The 16494-nt window shown below is 73.8% G+C and carries 16 protein-coding genes; 4 read left to right on the forward strand and 12 right to left on the reverse strand.

Going from position 1 to position 16494, the window contains the following annotated elements; genetic code table 11:
* Window positions 1-14: 14 nt before the first annotated feature.
* Window positions 15-308, reverse strand: a complete 294-nt coding sequence (locus AC067A_RS05435) for a hypothetical protein (RefSeq protein WP_478614878.1) — start codon at window positions 306-308, stop codon at window positions 15-17.
* A 159-nt stretch (window positions 309-467) separates the two neighbouring features.
* Here AC067A_RS05435 and AC067A_RS05440 point away from each other — a divergent pair, with 159 nt between their 5' ends.
* Entirely contained in the window at window positions 468-1355 is an 888-nt protein-coding gene (locus tag AC067A_RS05440; RefSeq protein WP_478614880.1) for a hypothetical protein, read from the forward strand.
* Between the two features lie 21 nt (window positions 1356-1376).
* Here AC067A_RS05440 and pdxR read toward each other — a convergent pair whose 3' ends face one another.
* On the reverse strand, window positions 1377-2867 hold the full coding sequence (gene pdxR, locus AC067A_RS05445) for a MocR-like pyridoxine biosynthesis transcription factor PdxR (protein WP_478614882.1): 1491 nt from the start codon (window positions 2865-2867) through the stop codon (window positions 1377-1379).
* A gap of 47 nt (window positions 2868-2914) precedes the next feature.
* Between pdxR and AC067A_RS05450 the strand changes: the two genes are divergently transcribed.
* The gene (locus AC067A_RS05450; RefSeq protein ID WP_478614885.1) at window positions 2915-3433 is read left to right on the forward strand and encodes a carboxymuconolactone decarboxylase family protein; all 519 of its coding nucleotides are present in this window, start codon (window positions 2915-2917) and stop codon (window positions 3431-3433) included.
* Window positions 3430-4182, forward strand: coding sequence for an isocitrate lyase/PEP mutase family protein (locus AC067A_RS05455; RefSeq protein ID WP_478614887.1), 753 nt, complete (start codon window positions 3430-3432; stop codon window positions 4180-4182). Before AC067A_RS05450 ends, AC067A_RS05455 begins: the two co-directional genes overlap by 4 nt.
* Before the next feature lie 46 nt (window positions 4183-4228).
* Here the strand turns inward: AC067A_RS05455 and AC067A_RS05460 are convergent, their stop codons facing one another.
* From AC067A_RS05460 to AC067A_RS05490, 7 genes are all read right to left on the reverse strand, one after another.
* Window positions 4229-5203: a serine/arginine repetitive matrix protein 2 gene (locus AC067A_RS05460; RefSeq protein WP_478614889.1), complete on the reverse strand. Its 975-nt coding sequence runs from the start codon at window positions 5201-5203 to the stop codon at window positions 4229-4231.
* Between the two features lies 1 nt (window position 5204).
* On the reverse strand, window positions 5205-5585 hold the full coding sequence (locus tag AC067A_RS05465; RefSeq protein WP_478614892.1) for a hypothetical protein: 381 nt from the start codon (window positions 5583-5585) through the stop codon (window positions 5205-5207).
* Window positions 5578-7308, reverse strand: coding sequence for a hypothetical protein (locus tag AC067A_RS05470; RefSeq protein ID WP_478614895.1), 1731 nt, complete (start codon window positions 7306-7308; stop codon window positions 5578-5580). The genes AC067A_RS05465 and AC067A_RS05470 overlap by 8 nt, the downstream gene beginning before the upstream one ends.
* Window positions 7309-7553: 245 nt before the next feature.
* On the reverse strand, window positions 7554-8543 hold the full coding sequence (locus AC067A_RS05475) for a malate dehydrogenase (RefSeq protein WP_478614898.1): 990 nt from the start codon (window positions 8541-8543) through the stop codon (window positions 7554-7556).
* Window positions 8544-8789: 246 nt separating this feature from the next.
* Window positions 8790-9878 carry a helix-turn-helix domain-containing protein gene (locus AC067A_RS05480; RefSeq protein ID WP_478614901.1) on the reverse strand — a complete coding sequence of 363 codons (1089 nt, stop codon included), beginning with the start codon at window positions 9876-9878 and terminating at the stop codon, window positions 8790-8792.
* Window positions 9879-10091: 213 nt separating this feature from the next.
* Window positions 10092-10688, reverse strand: coding sequence for a DUF3017 domain-containing protein (locus AC067A_RS05485; RefSeq protein ID WP_478614904.1), 597 nt, complete (start codon window positions 10686-10688; stop codon window positions 10092-10094).
* A 43-nt stretch (window positions 10689-10731) separates the two neighbouring features.
* A complete protein-coding gene (locus tag AC067A_RS05490) occupies window positions 10732-11592 on the reverse strand; it encodes a bifunctional methylenetetrahydrofolate dehydrogenase/methenyltetrahydrofolate cyclohydrolase (protein WP_017239671.1) in 861 nt (286 codons plus the stop codon).
* Window positions 11593-11842: 250 nt separating this feature from the next.
* On the opposite strand from AC067A_RS05490, the gene AC067A_RS05495 reads away from it, so the two are divergent.
* Window positions 11843-12439 carry a hypothetical protein gene (locus tag AC067A_RS05495; protein WP_478614908.1) on the forward strand — a complete coding sequence of 199 codons (597 nt, stop codon included), beginning with the start codon at window positions 11843-11845 and terminating at the stop codon, window positions 12437-12439.
* Between the two features lie 55 nt (window positions 12440-12494).
* On the opposite strand, the gene AC067A_RS05500 is transcribed toward AC067A_RS05495, so the two are convergent.
* From AC067A_RS05500 to purN, 3 genes are all read right to left on the reverse strand, one after another.
* The gene (locus tag AC067A_RS05500) at window positions 12495-13928 is read right to left on the reverse strand and encodes a DUF2079 domain-containing protein (RefSeq protein ID WP_478615635.1); all 1434 of its coding nucleotides are present in this window, start codon (window positions 13926-13928) and stop codon (window positions 12495-12497) included.
* Window positions 13929-14090: 162 nt separating this feature from the next.
* Window positions 14091-15656 (reverse strand): bifunctional phosphoribosylaminoimidazolecarboxamide formyltransferase/IMP cyclohydrolase, encoded by a 1566-nt coding sequence (gene purH / locus AC067A_RS05505; protein WP_478614911.1) that lies wholly within the window; start codon window positions 15654-15656, stop codon window positions 14091-14093.
* A complete protein-coding gene (purN, locus tag AC067A_RS05510; protein ID WP_376490573.1) occupies window positions 15631-16260 on the reverse strand; it encodes a phosphoribosylglycinamide formyltransferase in 630 nt (209 codons plus the stop codon). Before purN ends, purH begins: the two co-directional genes overlap by 26 nt.
* Window positions 16261-16494: the final 234 nt, after the last annotated feature.

Consider the following 16494-nt stretch of genomic DNA (forward strand, 5'->3'; position numbering starts at 1 on the left):
GTGCCGTGCCCGCCTCAGCCGCCGCCGGTTCCGGAGCAGCCGAAGCCGCCGGTGTCGACGGCGGTCTTGTCGAAGCTGCCGCCGCTCACCCTGCTGTCACGGACGGAACCGCCGTAGTAGTACGAGCCGCGGGTGGTGCTGCCGTTGCCGTCGTCGCTGCCGCCGCTCTCGCACCGGTAGCTGGGCAGCTCCTCGCGGCTCAGCGGGTCCACGCACCGCCGGTCCGGCTCCGAACCGCAGGCGGTGATCGTCGCCGCGAGCACACCCATCCCGCCGAGCACCACCGTGCTCGACCTGAGCTTGCGCATGTCCGTAGCCCTCCCCTTGGCGGTCGCGTCCGTCGCGGTCACGACCCTCGCGACCGCACAGTGTAGGCCGGTGCTTTCCGGACTCCTCCCCCAGGAGGCGCCTTGCCGGTCAGGCCTGATCGACATGACACCCCCTAGAGTCATTTCGTGCTTCTCGGGATGATTTGTGCGCTGGCCTCGTCCGTCTGCTTCGGGGCGGCTTCGGTGTTCCAGGCGATGGCGGCGCGGGCCGCGGAGCCGGGAACGGGCGGAGGCGTCGACATCGCGCTGATGTGGCGGGCCCTGCGGCAGTGGCGCTACATCGCCGGTCTCGGCATGGACGGCCTCGGGTTCGCCCTGCAGATCGTCGCGCTGCGGACGCTGCCCATCTACGTGGTGGGCGCGGCCCTGGCCGCGAGCCTGGCGGTGACGGCGGTCATCGCCTCGCGGGTGCTGCGGGTGCGGCTGAAGCGGGTGGAGTGGACCGCCGTGGGCGTGGTCTGCGCGGGGCTCGCGATGCTGGCGCTCGCCTCCGGCAGGGAGGGCCACGAGGACGGCTCGGAGGCACTGGACTGGGCGCTGCTGGCGGTCTCGTTCGGGGTGCTGCTGCTCGGTGTGGTCGGGGGCCGGCTGCCGCAGCGGTCCCGCGCCCTCGTGCTCGGCCTCGGCGCGGGCTTCGGCTTCGGCGTGGTCGAGGTGGCGGTCCGGCTCATCGACGGCCTCGACCTCACCGACCCCGTCTGGTACGCGCTCCTCGTCGGCGGCGGCGCCGCGTTCCTGCTGCTCACCTCCGCGCTCCAGCGCGGTTCGGTCACCACCGCGACCGCCGGCGCCGTCCTCGGCGAGACCATCGGCCCGGCGGTCGTCGGCGTCGTCTGGCTCGGCGACAGCACCCGCGAGGGCCTCGGCTGGCTCGCCGTCACCGGTTTCGCCGTCGCCGTCGCCGGGTCGCTCACCCTGGCGCGCTTCGGCGAACCGCCCGCGACGGCACCCGCCGCACCCGACCGTGCCGCGGCGAGCGGCCCCGGCGCGGACCCCGCACCGGAGCGGAACCCCGGCGCGCCCTGACGCCGGCGCGGCGCGGGCCGGTCAGGGCAGGACCCGGCACAGGGCCTGGAGGGCGCCCTGCCAGCCGCTGTCCGGGGGCGTGGCGTAGCCGACGACGAGGCCGTCGAGGGTGGCGGGCACGGCGGGGCGGCGGAACTGGTCGACCCCCTGGACGGCGAGACCGTGCCAGGCGGCGGCACGGAGCGCGTCCTGTTCGGTGCCCGGCGGGAGGGTGAGGACCGCGTGGAGGCCGGCCGCGATCCCGCTGACCCGGGTCGCGGGCGAGTGGGCGGCCACCGCCGCGACCAGCTGGTCGCGGCGGCGCCGGTAGCGCAGCCGGCTCGCCCGTACGTGCCGGTCGTACGCCCCCGAGCCGAGGAACTCCGCGAAGGCCAGCTGGTCCGGCGCGCTCGACACCCGGTCCGCGGCCCCCTTCGCGGCCACCACCTCCCCCATCAGCTCCTCGGGCACCACCATCCAGCCGAGGCGGAGGCCGGGCGCGAGGGACTTGCTCGCGGTGCCCAGGTAGACGACCCGGTCGGGGTCGAGGCCCTGGAGCGCGCCCACCGGCTGCCGGTCGTACCGGAACTCCCCGTCGTAGTCGTCCTCCAGGACGAAGCCGCCCGAGGCGCGCGCCCAGTCGACGACCGCCGCCCGCCGGTCCGGCGGCAGCGCACCGCCCAGCGGGAACTGGTGGGCGGCCGTCATGAGGACGGCGCCGGCGCCCTCGAACTCCCCCGCCGCCAGCTCCTCCACCCGGGTGCCCCGTTCGTCGTACGGCAGCGGCGGGAGGCCGAGCCCGGCGCGGTCGAGGAGGTTCGTGTGGACGTCGAGGCCGTACGACTCGACCGCGATGTCCCGCACCCCGCGGCCCCGCAGCACCTCCCCCATCAGCGTCAGGCCCTGCGCGAACCCCGCGCAGACCACGATCCGCTCGGGCCGGACGCGCACGCCCCTCGCGCGGGCGAGGTATTCGGCCAGCGCCGTGCGGAGTTCGATCCGGCCGCGCGGATCGCCGTAGCCGAAGGCCTCGTTGGGCGCGGCGGCGAGCGCCCGCCGGTAGGCCTTGAGCCATTCGGCGCGCGGGAAGGAGGCGAGGTCGGGGGTGCCCGGCTTCAGGTCGTGCGCCGGGGTGCCGGGCCGCCGGACGCCCGCCGGCGGGACGGGGGCCCGGGGCGTCGTGCGGGGCGGGGTGCCGGAGGCCCGGCGGGCGCGGGGCGCGGGACGGGGCGGGGTGCCGGCGGCCGGGGCGGGCGGCCTGCGCGGAGCGGCCCGCCGTGCGACGCGGGTGCCGGACCCCTGGCGGGCCGTGAGCCAGCCCTCGGCGACCAGCTCCGCGTAGGCGTCGGCGACCGTGTTGCGGGCCATGCCGAGGTCGGCGGCGAGCGACCGGGAGGACGGCAGCCGGGTGCCCGCCTCCAGGCGCCCGCTGCGCACCGCCTCCCGCAGGGCCTCCATGAGACCGGCGCGCAGCCGTGGACCGCGCAGTTCCAGATGGAGGTCGGATCCGAAAGTGGCCCACTCGTTCGCCATGTGAATGGACCATACCGGTGCGCCACAGGGCTCGTACGGTGATCGGTATGACGACCACGACCACCACCCCGCACCCGACGTCCGCCCCCGGGGTCACCGCCCACGAGCACGCTCCCCGCCTCGCCCTGGCCGAGCTGCTCCCCGAGTTCTACCGGGCGATGGTCCGGGTCGAGGCGGCGGCCGCGAAGGACGTCGACCCGACCCTGTACCACCTGATCAAGATCCGGGCCTCGCAGGTCAACCGCTGCGCGTTCTGCCTCGACATGCACACCAAGGACGCGCTGGCGGAGGGCGAGACCGTCGAGCGGATCGTGCAGCTCTCCGCCTGGGAGGAGTCCCGGCACTTCTACACCGAGCGGGAGCTCGCGGCCCTCGCGCTGACCGAGGCCGTCACCGTCCTCACCGACGGCTTCGTGCCCGACGAGGTGTACGCCCGGGCCGCCGCGCACTTCGACGAGACCGAGCTCGCCCGGGTCATCGCCGCGATCACCACGATCAACGCCTGGAACCGGATCGGTGTCACCACCCGGATGACGCCCGGCCACTACACCCCGCGCTCCGCATGAGCGGGGAGGCGAAGGCCGCGGTCCTGCGCGCCCTCCACCAGGGGCGGACCGCGGACGCTCCGCTGGTGCTGCCCGGCCCGTGGGACGTGGCCGGTGCCCGCGTCTTCGAGGCGGCCGGGTTCCCGGCGCTCGCCACGCCGAGCGCCGGGGTCGCCGCCTCCCTCGGGTACGAGGACGGGGCGACGCCGGCGGCCGAGATGTTCGCCGCCGTGGCCCGGATCGCCCGGGCCGTCTCCGTACCCGTCACGGCCGACCTGGAAGGCGGCTACGGGCTTCCGGCGGCCGAACTGGTGGAGCGCGTACGGGAGGCGGGCGCCGTCGGCGTCAACCTGGAGGACACCGGGCCCGACCGCGCGCTCAGGGACCCGGAGGCCCACGCGGAGTGGCTCGCGGAGGTGCGGGCCGCCGCGGGCCCCGACCTCTTCGTCAACGCGCGCGTGGACGTGTACATCCGCCGGGCCCCCGAACCGGCGGAGGCGGCGGTGACCCGCTCCCTGCTCTACGCGGCGGCGGGCGCTGACTGCGTCTACCCGATCGCGGCCCCGCCGGCGGACCTGCCGGTCCTGCGCGCCGCCCTCGGCGACCTCCCGCTCAACGTCCTGGCCGGCCCCGGCGGCCCGTCCTTCGCCGAGCTCGGCCGCCTGGGCGCGACCCGGATCACCTTCGGCGACGGCCTGCTCCTGCGGTCGCTGGACGGCCTGGCGTCCCTCGCGGCGGAGCTCCGCGACGGGGCGACGCTCGGGGCCTGAACGGCACCGCCTCCCCCCGCCGCGGCGAGGGGAGGCGTCATGCCGGTCAGTACGCGCCCGGGCGGAAGAACTCCAGGGCCACGCCGAGGACCTCGCGCTGCTCGGGCCAGTCGGACTCCGGGCCCGCGGCCAGGATCGCGTAGTGGTTGCCGTCCGCGGCCGTGAAGGCGCGGTCGACGACCTTGCGCCGGCCGCCCTCCCGGTCGTAGGCGTACACGAGCTCGGCGGAGTCGGGCGGGGCGCCCGGTTCGCCGGTGACCCGTTCGAGGCTGATCTCCGCGTACCCGGGCTTGTTGGCGCGGCCGTCCTCGGACACGCCGCGCAGGGCGTCGTACGGCGTCATGCCCGCCTCCTGGATCACGAAGACCTGGATCAGGCTGCGGCCGTCCGGCGCGTTGAAGAAGACGCCCTGGTCGGACTCGGTGCGGTTCCAGCCGTCGGGAACGGCGATCGTGAAGCCCTTGACGTCCTGCTGCGCGCTGTAGCCCGGCGGGGGCACGTCGTCCATCGGGGTGGACGTGTCGGACGGCGACGGCGACTCCGAGGGGGTGCCGGTCGCGGGATCGGCCGTGGCGCCGCCGGTCTCCGGCGCCGCCGAGACGGAGGCCGCGGGGCCGCCCGCGGCCGGATCCGTCGCGTCGTCCCGGCCCCAGACGAGCCAGCCGCCCACGGATCCCGCGGCCAGCACGGCCACGGCCACCCCGGCCGCGAGCGCCGCCCGCGGACGCGGCCGGTCCGTCCCGGTGTCCCCGGGAACGGGGTACTGCCAGGCGCCCGTCTCGGGGACGTACTCCGGCGCGTGCCCCGGGCCGTAGCCCGGCGTGACGTCCGGGCCGTACTCCGCCGTGCCGCCCGGCCCGTACGCCGGCGCGTGGTCGGGGGGCGGCGGCGGAGGGGGTACGACGGGGCCGTGCTCGTCTCCGTGCGGGACGGCGCCCGTGCCGGCGGGTCCGGACGGTGCCACCCGCTCCCAGCTCTGGGTCTCGTCGTTCCAGCGGGCCCCGCCCCCGTGACCGCTCATCTCATCCTCCGAGCAGGGTGCCGACGGCCTGGCCGACGGCCACGCCCGAGGCCAGGATCCCGGTCACCGCACCGGCGTCGGTGAGGGCCTGGCGGAGGCGGCGCAGGCGGCCGGCGTCGGCGCGGCCTTCGCCCTCGATCTCGTCCGCCGCGTCGGACAGTTCCTCGTCCAGGGCCGCCGTCAGGTCGGAGGCGACGACGCCCCGGAGGTCGGCGCGGAGCTTGAGGATGGCCTGGAGCAGCTCCTCCTGCCGGGGGTCGCGGGCCGGCTGGGCTCCGTTCACCGTGCTGGTGACGGTGTTGTTGTCGCCGATGGTGACGTTGCCGCTGGTGTTGGTGACGTGAACGCCGCCGCGGTCGCGGGAGTTGTCGGTGTCAGCCACGGTCGCCTCCGGTCTTCGAAGTGGTGAAGGTCTTGTGGGTCACGGTGTTGTTGTTGCCGAGGGTGACGTTCCCCTTGGTGTTCTCGATGAACGTCGCCCCCTCGGCGACGTGCACGATCTTCTGCTCGAACTCGGCCGTCTCGTATCCGGCCTGGCGGAGCGCGACCGTCACGCCGTTGGCGACCCGGTCCTGGATGCTCTTCAGGTAGCGGCTGACGTCCATCTCCTGGAAGAGGGACGCCTCGTCGTCGGAGCCGAGCTCGCGGACCGAGACCAGGGGGCCCTCCGGCAGCGCGTTGGCGTTGCCCGCGGTGAGCACCCGCCACACGTGGCCGAGCCCCCGCCAGAGCGTGGCCACGGCCTGCCCGCCGGAACGCGGGACCTCGCTCAGCGCCCAGACGGCCCTGCCGAAGTGGTGGTTGTGCAGGAAGCGGTGGGCGTTCCGGTCGGCGTACCGGTAGAGCGGCTTCACCGGCCGCAGCACGTGCGGTGCGACCTCCAGCATCAGCATGCCGCCCTGCGTGTGGACGCGGACGAAGACGGTCGTGACGATCTCCTCGCCCCAGCCGCCGACCCTGATCCGGAGGAAGTGGCGACGGGTCTCGCCGCCCTCCTCGATCGCGCCCGAACGGTGCGCCTCGAAGCCCTCCGGGGTGTACGGCGCCGCCGTGCGGTCCGGCAGCCCGTCGACCGGCAGGAACACGACCTCGTCGATCTCCAGTTCGCGCAGCCGGTCCCGTACGGCGGCCTGGATCTGCGGCGAGCCGTGCGGGGAGGGCGTGCGCAGCGCCTCCACCAGCGGGACGACGTGGCGCATGATGGCGCTGTTGTCGAGCGGTTCGGGCGCCTTGCCGTCGAGGTTCTTGCGGGGGCGCAGCTCGATGGAGAGCGACCAGGGCTCGTACGGCTCGCCCGACCCGCAGAACGGGCGTTCCGCGTCGTACATGACGAGCCGCGCGTGCTGTTCGACGCGGATCCGGTCGCGCAGGCGGCGCGACCGGGCGCCCTCGGTCTGCTCGGCCGGGTCGGAGCGCTGGTCGGGGAAGCGCTCGCGGGAGAGCTCCCCGGTGAGCGCGCGGGCGAACTGGCCGCGCTGGGTGGCCACCGCCCATGCCACGAGCAGCGGCACGGCGACGGTGATCCACGCCTCGAGCTTGCCGACGCCCCACAACTCCTGGGCGGCCAGGCCGACCATGAAGCCCAGGACGCCGTCCGGGTCGAGCAGGTCTTCGAGGAAGTCCCCGCCCGACTCGTCGTCACCGGAGACGAGGACGAGGAGGAGCAGCGCGGACTGGAGGAACGTGAGCCGCCCGTACCAGCGCAGGACGAACGCCGGGACAAGCCGGTACAGCGGGGCGACGGCCGAGCGGCCGCGGATCCAGCGGGCCAGGCCGAGGATGAGGAAGGGCGCGATCAGCAGGGTGACCAGGCCCTTGGTGAGCGGGATCGCGATGATCCAGAGGGCGATGATCCCAGCGGCCCAGCCGAGTTCGACGCGGCGGGCACGCAGCGCGTGGGCGAGGACGCGGCTCGCGTCGTAGCCGAGCGAGGGGGCGGCGAAGCGCTCCTCGTGGACGTACAGCTGGTCGATGACCGCGTCACGGAATCCGTCGTCGAGGTACGTGCCGGCGCAGAGCAGCCGGGTCGCCTCGCTGGCCGCGGGTAAGCGGCGCGGGTCGACGACCGGCGGCTCGCTCGGCGGCCGACCGGGCTGCTGAGGCACGAAAGATTGCGTCAAGTCTCCCCCGATTGTCTGGAACTGTCCATGTTTTCGGCCGGGTTGGCCGGGACCGGTGGGACAGCATAGGGGAGCTCGCCGCTCCGTGTCGGCGCGAAAAACGGCGCCCCCGGGCCGCACGGTCGGTCGTGCGGTCCGGGGGCGCCGAGTGCTCGGAGCAGGGCTCGGATCAGGCCTGGGCCCGGATCGGGCCGGGGCTCGGATCAGGCCGGGCTCAGATCAGGCCGGGCTCAGATCAGGCCGAGCTCGCGAACGGCGTCGCGCTCCTCGGAGAGCTCGCGCACGGAGGCGTCGATGCGGGTGCGGGAGAAGTCGTTGATCTCCAGGCCCTGGACGATCTCGTACTTGCCGTCCTTGCAGGTGACGGGGAAGGAGGAGATCAGGCCCTCCGGGACGCCGTAGGAGCCGTCGGACGGGACGCCCATGGAGGTCCAGTCGCCCTCGGCGGTGCCGTTGACCCACGTGTACACGTGGTCGATGGCGGCGTTGGCGGCGGAGGCCGCGGAGGACGCGCCACGGGCGTCGATGATCGCGGCGCCGCGCTTGGCGACGGTCGGGATGAAGGTGTCGGCCAGCCAGGCCTCGTCGTTCACGACCTCGGCGGCGTTCTTGCCGGCGATCTCCGCGTGGAAGACGTCCGGGTACTGGGTCGCGGAGTGGTTGCCCCAGATGGTGAGGCGCTTGATGTCCGTGACCGAGGAGCCGGTCTTCTGGGCCAGCTGCGTCAGCGCGCGGTTGTGGTCCAGGCGGGTCATCGCGGTGAAGCGCTCGGCCGGGACGCCCTTGGCGGCGGACTGGGCGATCAGGGCGTTGGTGTTCGCCGGGTTGCCGACGACGAGGACCTTGATGTCGTCCGCGGCGTGCGCGGCGATGGCCTCGCCCTGCGGCTTGAAGATGCCGCCGTTGGCGGCGAGCAGGTCGCCGCGCTCCATGCCCGGGCCGCGCGGACGGGCGCCGACGAGCAGGCCGATGTTGGCGCCCTCGAAGCCCTTGTTCGGGTCGTCGAAGATGTCGATGCCCTTGAGCAGCGGGAACGCGCAGTCGTCGAGCTCCATGGCGGTGCCCTCGGCGGCCTTCACGCCCTGCGGGATCTCGAGGAGGCGCAGCTTGACCGGCACGTCCGCGCCGAGCAGGTGGCCGGAGGCGATGCGGAAGAGCAGCGCGTAGCCGATCTGGCCGGCCGCGCCGGTGACGGTGACATTCACGGGAGTGCGGGTCATGGCGATCTCCGTAAGACAGCTGGCGGTGGGGGTCCCTGCCCCTGGTGCTGGACGTCCCTTCGTGATCGACGATCGACGATCGATCGCTGTGATCGATCGGTGTCTCGACGTGAAGAGAATTCCAGCGGTCAGGCTATCCGACCCGAGGCCCCGCCAACCCCCACCCCCTTGTGGTCCGGCTCACTGCCACCCGTCCGGGGAGCTCCTCCGGGCCGCCGTCCGGGGCCCGTTCGGGTCCTTCCGCCGTCACGGGTTCACCGTGCAGCCGACACGCCCGTCGACGAGCGTGCCGCACGCGCGCGCGTCCGCCGGGGACGTCACGGCGAGCATCGGCGTGTACGCGTCGTCGTCGGCGCCCTCGGTCAGCACGACGCGCTGGACCGCGCCCGCCACCTCCACGGTGACGGCGCCCCCCGGCGCCGCGCCGGTGATCCGGGCCCACACGGCCGCGCACGCCCCGCTGTGCCGGACCTCCACCAGCGCACCGCCCACCCGGATCCGCGCGACCGTCTCGGCCGTCGGCCCGCCGCAGCCCATCGCCTGGGGATCCCGCCCCGCGCAGTCGGCACCCGCGCACCCCACGCCCGCCGGCAGGCTGGTGCGCGGCGCCGCGCTCGGGGTCGCCGTCACGGACGGGGCGGCCGTCGGCCCGCCCGTACCGCCCGCGCCCCCGAGGTCCACCAGGAGCAGCGCGGCCGTGACGACGAGCAGTGCGCCGATGATCCCGGCCGCGTAGAGGAGCACGACGGGGCGGCGGGACCGCGGCGGGGAGACCGCGGGCAGGGAGGCGGGGGGCGGGGACGCGCCCGGGGCGGGGACGTGGCCGAGGCGGCGGATCTGCAGGGTGCGGTCGTCACCGGGGGCGTGGGGGGCGCCGAAGGCGGCGGCGACACCGGCGGCTCCGGCGGCTCCGGCGGCTCCGGCGGCTCCGGCGGCTCCGGCGGCTCCGGCAGCAGCGACACCGGAGGTCGCGACCGTCGCGGCTTCGGGGGCGGAGGCGTGGGCGTCGGCGCCATCGGCATCGTCGGCCTCGGCCTCGGGAAGGGCGGGAAGCGGAGGGTGTCCCGCCCGCGGCCACGCGCGATCGGCGCGTTCCCAGTCGGCGGCGAGGCTGCCCACGTCGCCGCCGGTCAGTTCGGCGAGGGTGACGACGGCGCTTCTGGGCACCGGCAGACGGGCGCTCAGGTACGTGTCCCAGGCGGACCGTTCGTGTCCGGTGCGTTCGGCGACGGCCGCGACGCCGAGGCCGCTGCGGTCGATGAGACGGCGAAGCCGCTCCGTGAACGCGCGGATGTCCGGGTCGAGTTCGTCCGGAAGCGCCTTCCAGCGAGGCATGTGCGATCCCCCCTTGTCCCCCGACTCCCCGAAGGATGGCAGGTCCGGGGGCGCTCCGGGCCCGGATGCGCGGCCGAGGTACCGGAATGGTCACTTCCGTGCCACAGCGCGCCGACGGATCTTGTCTCCCCGTTGGCACGTACATGACCCTTGATCGCGGCGGCGCCCGCCCTCCCACGGGGGAGAGGGCGGGCGCCGTCGCGAGTCGACGGGTCAGGTGACCGTCAGGTGGAGGACGTCCTCGAGGAACGGGATCCGCAGCCAGGGCCCCGGCTGCACCATCAGCGCGAGGAACACGATCAGGGCACCCATCACCCCGTACGTGATCATGTCCGTGAAGCGGGACCGGACGGCCAGCATGCCGACCGACGGCAGGGCCCGGCGCAGCACGGCACCGATGAGGAGCGCGGCCCCGACCAGCATCACGCCCACCCGGAAGGCCTGCGGGAACGGGTCCGTGCCCACCACGACCAGACCGAGCCCGGCGAGGCCGAGGACGGTGAGCAGCGGCCACTGCCGCGCGGGCGCCGGGGCGTCGCCGGGCGCCGCCCGGCCGCCGCCCTCGGGCCGCGCGGTGTCGGTGGTGAGGGTCGGCGCCGGCCGCTTCCACGGAGCGCTCGTCGCCCCCGCCACCGCGCCCTCCGTCGTCCCGGAAGCGGCGCCGTCGGAGCCCGCGGCCCCCGGGTCCGAGGCCGCCGAGCCGGAGGCGACGGGGCCCGAGGTCCCCGAGTCCGTGGTTCCGGAGCCCGAGGGCACGGCGTCGGGGGCACTGGAGCCCGCGGCCTCGGGGGCGGCCGCGTCGTCGGTCACCCCGGCCGGGTTCCCGGGTGCCCCCGGAGTCCCGGAGGTCACGTCAGAGCGCCGCGGCCGCGCGCTCGGCGGCCTCGACGACGTTGACGAGAAGCTGCGCGCGGGTCATCGGGCCCACACCGCCCGGGTTCGGGGAGATCCAGGCGGCCACCTCGGCGACGCCGGGGTCCACGTCACCGAGGATCTTGCCCTCGCCGTTGCGCGAGACGCCGACGTCGAGGACGGCGGCGCCCGGCTTCACGTCCTCCGCCTTGATGAGGTGCGGCACGCCGGCCGCCGCGACGATGATGTCGGCGTTGCGCAGGTGCGCCGAGAGGTCCCGGGTGCCGGTGTGGCACTGGGTCACGGTGGCGTTCTCGGAGCGGCGGGTCAGGATGAGCGGCATCGGGCGTCCGATGGTGACGCCCCGGCCGACGACGACGACCTCGGCGCCGTTGATCTCCACGCCGTGGGCGCGGAGCAGGGTGACGATGCCGTTCGGCGTGCAGGGCAGCGGGGCGGGCTCGTTGAGCACGAGGCGGCCGAGGTTGGTCGGGTGCAGGCCGTCCGCGTCCTTGGCCGGGTCCATCAGCTCCAGGATGCGGTTCTCGTCGATGCCCTTGGGCAGCGGGAGCTGGACGATGTAGCCGGTGCAGGCGGGGTCCTCGTTGAGCTCCCGTACGACCGCCTCGATCTCCTCCTGGGTGGCGGTGGCGGGCAGCGTGCGCTGGATCGAGGCGAGCCCGACCTGCGCGCAGTCGCGGTGCTTGCCGGCCACGTACTTCTGGCTGGCCGGGTCGTCGCCGACCAGGACGGTGCCGAGGCCGGGCGTGATGCCCTTCTCCTTGAGGGCCGCCACACGGACGGTCAGATCGGACTTGATCGCGGCTGCGGTGGCCTTGCCATCGAGAATCTGGGCGCTCATGGAGACATCCTCCCGGATGACCCCCGCGTTGTTCCAATTCGCTCCCGCCGAGGCCGCCCTCTTCCGGAGCGACACATTGCACTTGCACAACTCCACCACGTATCGACTGGACAAGAAGTCGACGGTGCGACGACGATGATCCGCGCAGTACCGCGGAAAGTGCCGGGGGGAAATCCGCTCAAATGCCGTGAAAGTCCTCCGCGCGGGCCGCGTCGTCCCCGCACAGAGAAATTCACGGAGGAATCCCGCGATGAGCTTCGGTGACCCGAACAACCCCTACGGCCAGCAGGGCCAGGGCCAGCAGCCCGGCTACGGCTACCCGCAGCAGACCCCCCAGGGCGTGCCCCCGCAGCAGGGTGGCTACGGCTACCCGGCCGCGCCGCCGGTCTCCCCGTACGGTGGCGGTGGCTACCCGGGCGCGTCCATGGAGATGCCCGGCGGTGTGAAGGCCGCGCGCGTGATGCTCTGGATCACCGGCGCCTTCAACCTGATCGGCGGCCTCGCCGTCATCGGCCTGTCCTTCGCGGTCGACAGCGAGCTGGAGAAGTCGGGCGCCTCGTCCGCCGACGCCCAGGCGTTCGCCGACTTCGGTCAGGGCCTCCTGATCGTCGCGGGCGTCATCTCGCTGGTCTTCGCCGCCATCGGCATGGTGCTGGCCGCCAAGTTCCGCTCCGGCGGCAACGGCATCCGCATCGGCTCGATCGTCTACTCCGCGTTCGCCGTGGTGTTCAGCCTCTTCTCGCTGCCCCTCGGCATCGTGAGCCTCGCCCTCGGCGTCCTGATCATCGTCTTCGTGGCGAAGTCGGACGGCGCCGCCTGGTTCAACCGGAACAAGCAGCAGTACTGAGTCGTACGAAGGGGCCCGGTTCCGTCCACGGAACCGGGCCCCTTCGGCGTACGCGTCACACCCGCTTGAGCACCGCGAAGCCGTCCGAGCGGTAGGTGATCTCGTACCGCGCCTCCGGATGCAGTTGCGAAGCGAGCTGCGCGGGGTCGGACACCTGCTGCCCCCAGCCGCGCAGGTCGAAGGCGAGGTAGTCCGGGGTGGCGCCCTTCGAGGTGCCCACCCAGTAGACCCGGTGGTCCGCCGTGAGGTGGGCGAGGAGCGAGACGTCCGCCTCCACACTGGCCCCGTCCGGGACCGCGTCCACCGCGGCCCGCGCCTGCTCGGCCCGCACGTCCGTGGCGTACGTCTCCGGCTTCAGCAGCTCCCGCAGCGGCAGGTTCGCGGCCAGCACGAGCGCGACCGCCGTCGCGACGGGGACGACGACCTTCCCGTACGAGACGAGCCAGGCCCGCGGCGAGGTCCGCACCGAGCGGGCGGCGTCCACGAGGGCCAGGAAGACGACCGGCATGAGGATGGCGCTGTAGTGCCAGTGCATGCCCCAGTGGTTGGCGTCCTGGGAGAGGAACCGCCACCCGAGGGTGGGCAGGACGAGCAGGACCAGTGGGGAGCGCAGGGCGAGGAAGCCGGTGACGGCCAGCAGGTAGAAGACCATCTCCCACCGCTCCCCCGAAGCGAGCGCGTCGCCGATGACCTGCCCGAACGAGGTCTCGGCGCCCTGGCCGGTCGTCTCGATCTTCGACCAGTAGTCGTACCGGCCGAGCCGGCTCGCCGCCGGGATCAGCACGAGGACCGTGAGCGCGAAGGCCGCCACGCCGAACCCCGCCAGGGCGGCGCCCAGCCGCTTCTGCCCCTTCAGGAAGAGGACCGCGCCGACCATGGCGACGGTGAGCCCCATGTCCTCCTTGACCAGCACCAGCGGGACGGACCAGGCGACGGCAGCCGTCCAGCGGCCCAGGACCAGGGCCCGGCAGGTCAGGGCGAGCAGCGGTACGGCGAACGCGATCTCGTGGAAGTCGGACTTGACCGCCTCCTGGAGGCCCCAGGACAGCCCGTAGGCGACGGCGAGCCCGATGCCCGCGGCGCGGCTGCCCAGGACCTGCTGGGTGGTGCGGCCCACGACGACGGCGGACGCGGCGAAGAGCGCGGCCTGGCCGAAGAGCAGCGAGACCGGCGAGGGCCAGATCCAGTACAGGGGCGCGAGGAGCGCGGTGACCGGGCTGAAGTGGTCCCCGAGTATGTGGAAGCCGGGGCCCTTGATGTCGACGACGGGTGCGCGGAACTCGGCGTACGCCCGGACGGACTGCCCGAAGATCCCGAGGTCCCACGAGGGCGTCCTGAAGTGCGCGTACTGCACCCAGGAGTAGAGGAAGTACAGGCCGCAGAGGACGCCCGCGAGGATCAGGTACGGGCGCAGGGGGGCCGGGGAGAGGCCGTCGGACGACTCCGCGCCGGTGGTCTCCGCAGCGGGCCTGTTCAGTACGTCCAACACCACGTCCCCCAGCACCGGCGGCCGACAAAAGAGCAACCCATTAGACCAGAGTCCACCCGTTCGGCGGATCTGTCGTCCAGGGGTCACCGCGCGCCGGGACGCACGGCGGCCCGCCGGTACCCGTGGGGTACCGGCGGGCCGTCCGCCGACGTGCTCTGCCCGTCAGTGGAAGAAGTGGCGCGTGCCGGTGAAGTACATCGTGACGCCCGCCTGCGCGGCGGCCTCGACGACCTGCTCGTCGCGGACGGAGCCGCCGGGCTGGACGACGGCCTTGACGCCGGCCGCGGTGAGGATCTCCAGGCCGTCGGGGAAGGGGAAGAAGGCGTCGGAGGCGGCGTAGGCGCCGCGCGCCCGCTCCTCGCCGGCGCGCTCGACGGCCAGCTTCGCGGAGTCGACGCGGTTGACCTGGCCCATGCCGACGCCGACGGAGGCGCCGTCCTTGGAGAGGAGGATCGCGTTGGACTTGACCGCGCGGCAGGCCTTCCAGGCGAAGGACAGCTCGGCGAGTTCCTCGGCGGACAGGGCCTCGCCGGTCGCGAGGGTCCAGTTCGCCGGGTCGTCGCCGTCGGCCTGGAGGCGGTCGGTGACCTGGAGGAGGGCACCGCCGTCGATGGGCTTGACCTCGACGGGGTTGGCCGGGGCGCCGTCGGCCTTCAGGACGCGGATGTTCTTCTTCTTGGCGAGGATCTCGACCGCGCCGTCCTCGTAGCCGGGGGCGACGATGACCTCGGTGAAGATCTCGGCGACCTGCTCGGCCATCGCGACGGAGACCGGGCGGTTGACGGCGATGACGCCGCCGAACGCGGACAGCGGGTCGCAGGCGTGGGCCTTGCGGTGGGCCTCGGCGACGTCGGCGCCGATCGCGATGCCGCACGGGTTGGCGTGCTTGATGATCGCGACGCACGGCTCGGTGTGGTCGTACGCGGCCCGGCGCGCGGCGTCGGTGTCCGTGAAGTTGTTGTACGACATCTCCTTGCCGTGCAGCTGCTCGGCCTCCGCGAGGCCGCCGGTGCCGTCGACGTAGAGCGCGGCGCCCTGGTGCGGGTTCTCGCCGTAGCGCAGGACGTTCTGGCGCGCGTAGGTGGCGCCCAGGAAGTCGGGGAAACCGGAGTCGTCGGCGGCGGCGTAGTCGTCGGCGAACCAGGAGGCGACGGCCACGTCGTACGCAGCGGTGTGCTGGAAGGCCTCGCCGGCGAGGCGCTTGCGGGCGGTCAGGTCGAAGCCGCCGGCCTGCACGGCGGCGAGCACGTCGGCGTACCGCCCGGGGCTGGTGACGATGGCCACGGACGGGTGGTTCTTGGCCGCGGCGCGGACCATGGACGGGCCGCCGATGTCGATCTGCTCGACGCACTCGTCCGGGGTGGCGCCGGAGGCGACCGTCTCGCGGAACGGGTAGAGGTTCACGACGACCAGGTCGAAGGGCTCCACGCCGAGCTCCGCGAGCTGCTCGCGGTGCGACTCGAGGCGCAGGTCGGCGAGGATGCCGGCGTGCACGCGCGGGTGGAGGGTCTTGACGCGGCCGTCCAGGCACTCGGGGAAGCCGGTCAGCTCCTCGACCTTGGTGACCGGCACGCCGGCGGCTGCGATCTTCCCGGCCGTGGAGCCGGTGGAGACGAGCTCGACACCGGCCTCGTGCAGACCGCGGGCCAGCTCTTCGAGCCCCGTCTTGTCGTAGACGCTGACCAGCGCGCGGCGGATGGGCTTAACGGTGTCCGTGTTCACCGACATGAACCTTTCGTCCCTCAATGCGGTAGCCGTGCCGGGCGAGGCGCCCCACGACGTCGACGAGCAGCGAGCGCTCGACTTCCTTGATGCGCTCGTGGAGAGCGTCTTCATCGTCCTCGTCCCGCACCTCGACCACGCCCTGGGCGATGATCGGGCCGGTGTCGACACCGTCGTCGACGAAGTGGACGGTGCATCCGGTGACCTTCGCGCCGTACGCGAGGGCGTCACGCACCCCGTGGGCACCGGGAAAACTGGGCAGCAGGGCCGGGTGGGTGTTGACCACGCGGCCGTCGAAGCGGGCGAGGAACTCCTTGCCGACGATCTTCATGAAACCGGCCGAGACGACGAGGTCCGGCTCGTACGCGGCGGTGGCCTCGGTCAGGGCGCGGTCCCACTCCTCGCGGGTGGCGTGGTCCTTGACCCGGCAGACGTAGGTGGGCAGCCCGGCGCGCTCGGCGCGCTCCAGACCGGCGATGCCGTCGCGGTCGGCACCGACGGCGACGACCTCCGCTCCGTACCCCTCGGGGTCGGCGGCGATGGCGTCGAGGAGGGCCTGCAGATTGGTACCGGACCCGGAGACCAGGACGACGAGGCGGGCGGCAGCCACTGGGTCACTCTTTCCGTGGTGTTTGTACGGTCGTACGAACGAATCGTGCCCCTCGATACGGGGAACCCTACGAATGGCGCGACCGTCAGCAACGATACCGGCACACGGGGCGGCCCCCACGGGACGGGGGCGGAGCAGGGCGGTAGCGTCAGGGTCCGACGCCTGGCGATCAGCGCACAGCGGCGGACGAGACAGCAGTGGAGACCACGGATGCGGTCGTGGTCGCGACGACAG

It is taken from the genome of Streptomyces sp. NPDC043176, assembly GCF_056436715.1.